Genomic DNA, 5,292 nt, shown 5'->3' on the forward strand with positions numbered 1-5,292 from the left:
AGAGGTGGCGCCGGAAGCCTCCTTGATCACCCTTCCGCTGGTCGGTGTGCTGGATCTGCTGCTCGGCTCGCGCTGCGTGCTGCCGCCGCTGATCCCCAGCAAGGTGGGCGCGACCGACCCGGCGCACGTGGCCGACGCGATCGAGAAGTTCGGGGTGCGCACCATGTTCGCCTCCCCGGCCGTGCTGATCCCACTGCTGGAATACCTGCGCGCCCACCCGACCCCGCTCGCGTCGCTGGAGAGCATCTACTCCGGCGGCGCGCCGGTGCCGGACTGGTGCATCGCCGGGCTGCGCGCGGTGCTCGGCGAGGACGCGAAGGTGGTGGCGGGATACGGCTCCACCGAGGCGCTGCCGATGTCCACCATCGAATCCAGGGAGCTGCTGGACGGATTGGTGGAACGGGCGCACCGGGGCGCGGGAACCTGCATCGGCAGACCCTCCCACCAGGTGCAGGCGCGCGTCGTCGCCATCACCGACGAGGCCATACCGACGTGGGCGCGGGCCGAGGAGCTCGCGGGCGGGCTGGCGGCCACGCGCGGCATCGGGGAACTGGTGGTGGCCGGGCCGAACGTCAGCACCAGGTACTACTGGCCGGAGCAGGCGAACGCGCTGGGCAAGATCGTCGACGGCGACCGGATCTGGCACCGCACCGGCGATCTCGCCTGGATCGACGAGCACGGGCGGATCTGGTTCTGCGGCCGCAAGAGCCAGCGTGTGGTCACCGCGCACGGACCGATGTTCACCGTCCAGGTGGAGCAGATCTTCAACACCGTCGCGGGCGTGGCCCGCACGGCGCTGGTCGGGATCGGTCCGCGCGGTACGCAGCGACCGGTGCTCTGCGTCGAAGTGAAGCCGGGCGCGGACCCGGCGGTCGTCGAGCCGGCGCTGCGGGCCCGCGGAGCGCGATTCGAGCTCACCAGAAAAATCGCCGACTTTCTGGTCCACCCGTCGTTCCCGGTGGACATCCGGCACAACGCCAAGATCGGGCGCGAACAGCTCACGGTGTGGGCGGCCGAGCGTCTCGGAACGGATACCTGATCATGAAAACGACTGCACTGCGGGCGGTTCCCGTCCTGGGATGGCTGTATCTGGCGGGCGGCGCGCTCGCCGCGACGATCGGCCGTGTCCCCGACAGCCGGATCCTGCGCATCGTCTGGTGGGTCGACGCGTTCCTCAGCGTCGTCGTGCACGCGGCTCAGATCCCGGTGGCCTTGCGCGCCGCCGAGGGGTCCGGCCGCGGCCGCGTCCAGACGGCGATCTTGACGCAGATCTTCGGCCTGACCTGGTGGCGGACCCAGCCCGGCAAGGAGAAAGAGCAATGAGCAAAGTTCTGGTGACCGGCGCGTCCGGTTTTCTGGGCGGCGCGCTGGTGCGCAGGCTGGTGCGCGACGGCGAGCACCACGTGTCGATCCTGGTGCGCCGCAGCAGCGATCTGTCCGACCTGAGCGCCGACCTCGACAAGATCCAGCTGATCTACGGCGACCTGGCCGATCCCGCGTCGCTCGAGCGAGCGACCCGCGGCGTCGACATCGTGTTCCACAGCGCGGCCCGGGTGGACGAGCGTGGCACCAGGGAACAGTTCTGGAACGAGAACGTCCGGGCCACCGAGCGGCTGCTGGAGGCGGCCCGGCGCGGCGGGGCCGCACGGTTCGTGTTCATCTCCAGCCCGAGCGCGCTGATGGACTACTACGGCGGCGACCAGCTCGACGTCGACGAGTCGGTGCCCTACCCACGGCGCTATCTGAACCTGTACTCGGAGACCAAAGCCGCGGCCGAGCGGGCGGTGCTGGCCGCCGACACCGAGGGCTTCCGCACCTGCGCCTTGCGACCGCGCGCGATCTGGGGTGCGGGCGACCGGTCGGGCCCCATCGTGCGGATGCTCGGGCGGGCCGGCGCGGGAACACTGCCGGACCTGTCCTTCGGCCGCACCGTGTACGCGTCCCTGTGCCACGTCGACAACATCGTCGAGGCCTGTGTGCTGGCGGCCTCCTCGGACGCGGTCGGCGGCAAGGCGTATTTCATCGCCGATGCCGAGAAGACCGATGTCTGGCGGTTTCTCGGCCAGGTGGCCACCCAGCTCGGTTACCGACCGCCGACCAGGAAACCCAACCCCAAGGTGATCGATGCGGCGGTGCGCGTCATCGAGACGATCTGGCGCATCCCCGCCGTCGCGACACGCTGGTCGCCTCCGCTCTCGCGCTACGCCGTCGCTCTGCTGACCCGCAGCGCCACCTACGACACCGGCGCTGCCGCACGCGATTTCGGCTACCGGCCGATCGTGGATCGCGACAGCGGGCTGACCGCGTTCCTCGCCTGGCTGGAAAGCCAGGGCGGAGCGGTCGAACTCACCCGGAATCTGCGCTGAGCACTTCCTCGTCCCCGGAGACCAGCATGACCGACGCCCCCGTCTTCCGCAGGAAGATCACTCCCACCGAACGCCTCTATTTCTCCACGCGACAGGTCACTCCGCCGTTCGTGATGCACCTCGCCGTCCACGGCGACGGCACCCTGGACCCGGCCGCCCTGCAGGCCGCCGTCGACGCGGCCTCGGCAGCCGCCCCGGGCACCCGCTTGGTACGCGACGGCCGTGACTGGGTGGACAGCGGCCTGGCCGCCACCGTGCGCGTGGTGCCGGGATGGTCGCTGAACTACGACGCGCTGGAGCACGACGCGGTGCTCAACAGCCCGATCGGGGGTCCCACGCCGGACCGCACCACCGAGGTGCTGCTGCTCACGGGCGCGCAGACCACCGTGCTGTTCCGCGCTTTCCACGGCGTGATGGACGGCATGGGCTTGCGCATGTGGGTGGACGACGTGTTCCGCGCCCTGCGTGGACAGCGGCCGCTCGGCGCGCCCGACCCGGTCGCGGACGCCGAACTGGTGGCGCGGGTCGGCACGCCGGGCAAACCGACCCTGGTGCTGCCCACCTTCAAGGCGCCGTCCGGACGCGGCCGCCAGCATCCGGCGGCTCCCCGCTGGCTGCTGCGCCACCGCACGATCGAGGCGACCGGCAGAGGCATCGTCGCGCGCGTGGCGGCGATCCTGGCCGAAGAGTCGGATGCGCCGTCGCGCTTCATGATTCCGGTCGACCTGCGCAGGCACGATCCCGCTCTGCGCTCGACCGCGAACCTGGCGCTGCCCCTGTTCCTCGACGTGGCGCCCGGCGAAGACTGGGAGACGGTCAGGGAGCGGTTGCGGACCGGACTGCGGGAGAAACGGGAACTGAACGAGTTGGACAACGGCAAGCTGTCGAAATTCCCGGACCCCGTCCTCCGCGCCGTGCTGCGCGGGAGCAACTGGCTGGGGGCGCGGCTGAACCGGAACATGGTGTCGGCCACCGTCTCCCACCTGGGCACATTCGATCTCGACGCGCTGGAAGTGCCCGGCTGGACACCGACGACCATGCGGGTGCTGCCGCAGCACAGCGGTGCGATGCCGCTGCTGTTCGCCATGGTCGAATCACGCGGGACGCTGGAGCTGACCGTCTCCTGCCGTAACGGCGCCGGCATCGAACCCCGGCTGGAAGCGCTGCTGGACAAGATCACCGCGCGGCTCGAGGCCGAGCTCGCGCCGCACGATGTGGCCGTGCGATGACCGCCGTCGTCCGGGTCGTCCTCGCCCGGCCACGGCTGGTACTCGCCGTCGTGACCGGGGTGATGCTGCTGTCCGGTCTGCTCGGCATCGGCGCGTCGGACAAGGTCACGGCCGCCGGGTTCGTCGATCCCGGCAGCGAGTCCGCGCACGTGGATCAGCTCGTGAGCGAGCATTTCGGACCGCAGAATCCCGACGTGGTCGTGCGCTACACCGCTCCAGAGGGACAGACGCTCGACGACATCGGTCCCCGGGTGCGGGAGTCGCTGGCGCGGATCGATCCGGCGCTGCTGCAACGGCCGGTCGAAACCTATTGGAACGCCGGATTCGCGCGTCAACAGTTCCTGCGCTCGCCCGACGGCCGGCACGCGCTCGCCGTGGTCTATCTCGCCGGTGACGCCAACCAGCGCGTCGCCGCGTATCCGGACATCGAACCGCTGCTTCGCGTCGCGGGTGTGCCGACCGATCTGTCCGGCTACAGCGCGGTCTCCACGGAGATCAACGCGCAGTCCCAGCACGATCTGGTCCGGGCGGAAGCGCTGTCGCTGCCGCTGACGCTGGTCATCCTGGTACTGGTGTTCGGTGGTCTGGTCGCCGCGTCGTTCCCGGTGGTGGTCGGCGGCCTCACCGTGCTCGGCGCGCTGGGGGCCATCCGCGTGCTCGCCGAACTCACCGAGGTGAGCACGTTCGCGATGAACATCGCCTCCCTGCTCGGCCTCGGGATGGCCATCGACTACGGGCTGTTCCTGGTCACCCGATTCCGCGAGGAGGTGGCCGGCGGGCACGACGTGCGCTCCGCGATCACCCGCGCCTACGCGACCGCAGGGCGCACCATCGCGTTCTCGGCGCTACTGCTGGTGTGCGCGTTCGCGGGGACGCTCGTCTTCCCGCAGGCGGTGCTGCGCTCGCTCGGCATCGGCGCGATCACCGCGGTGGCGCTGGCCGCCGGGCTCTCGCTCACCGTGCTGCCCGCACTGCTCGCCCTGTTCGGCGCGCGCATCGGCACCGCGCGGGCGATCGATCGCACCGACCGGTTCTGGGGCGGCCTGGTCGACCGCGTGCTGCGACGGCCGGGTCTGACGACCGTGGTCGTCGGCGCCGTGCTGCTGGTCTGCGCGGCGCCGCTGGCCGGACTGCGGCTGGGCGACATCGACCACCACGCGCTGCCGCCGGACAACGCCATGCGCATCACGATCGAAGAGCTCACCGCGCAGTTCCCCGCGGCGGGCAGCGGGGCCACCGCCGTGCTGCACGGCACGGACGGGCCGCCGCAATCGGCCGCCGTGGACGCGGCCGCGGCGGCACTCGGCAAGGTCGACGGCGTGCGGCAGGTCGTGCAAGTGGGCCGCGCCGAGGATTTCGTCGTCTTCCACGCGTTCCTGCGCGACACCGATCGCACGGAAGCGGCGAGCGCCTCGGTGCGCGCCATGCGCGCCCTGACGCCCCCGGACGGCACCGCGCTGTGGGTCGGCGGCGACACCGCGGCCACCGTGGACAGCGTGCGTTCCATCGTCGCCGGGATGCCGTGGATGATCCTGGTCATGGTCGGCGCGACGATGGTGCTGTTGTTCACCGCGTTCCGCTCGATCGTCCTGCCGCTCAAGGCCGTGGCTCTCGCCTTCCTGAGTCTCGCCGCGACGTTCGGCGTGCTGACCTGGATCTTCTGCGGCGGGCACCTGTCCGGCGTGCTCGGTGTGAGC

5 protein-coding genes are annotated in these 5,292 nt (G+C 70.9%); all 5 read left to right on the forward strand.

Going from position 1 to position 5,292, the window contains the following annotated elements; all coding sequences use genetic code 11:
- The coding region (locus tag ON21_RS15435; RefSeq protein ID WP_039798644.1) for an AMP-binding protein at positions 1-1,039 on the forward strand (1,039 nt) is incomplete at its 5' end.
- 2 nt (positions 1,040-1,041) lie between these two features.
- Positions 1,042-1,323, forward strand: coding sequence for a hypothetical protein (locus ON21_RS15440; RefSeq protein ID WP_039798645.1), 282 nt, complete (start codon positions 1,042-1,044; stop codon positions 1,321-1,323).
- Positions 1,320-2,366, forward strand: coding sequence for an NAD-dependent epimerase/dehydratase family protein (locus ON21_RS15445; RefSeq protein ID WP_051020838.1), 1,047 nt, complete (start codon positions 1,320-1,322; stop codon positions 2,364-2,366). The genes ON21_RS15440 and ON21_RS15445 overlap by 4 nt, the downstream gene beginning before the upstream one ends.
- 26 nt (positions 2,367-2,392) lie before the next feature.
- The gene (locus ON21_RS15450) at positions 2,393-3,595 is read left to right on the forward strand and encodes a hypothetical protein (RefSeq protein WP_039798646.1); all 1,203 of its coding nucleotides are present in this window, start codon (positions 2,393-2,395) and stop codon (positions 3,593-3,595) included.
- Positions 3,592-5,292: MMPL family transporter (locus ON21_RS15455; protein WP_039798647.1), on the forward strand; the 1,701-nt coding region annotated here is incomplete at its 3' end. The genes ON21_RS15450 and ON21_RS15455, both read left to right, overlap by 4 nt.

Source organism: Nocardia araoensis NBRC 100135 (assembly GCF_000308435.1).
Lineage (GTDB): Bacteria > Actinomycetota > Actinomycetes > Mycobacteriales > Mycobacteriaceae > Nocardia > Nocardia araoensis.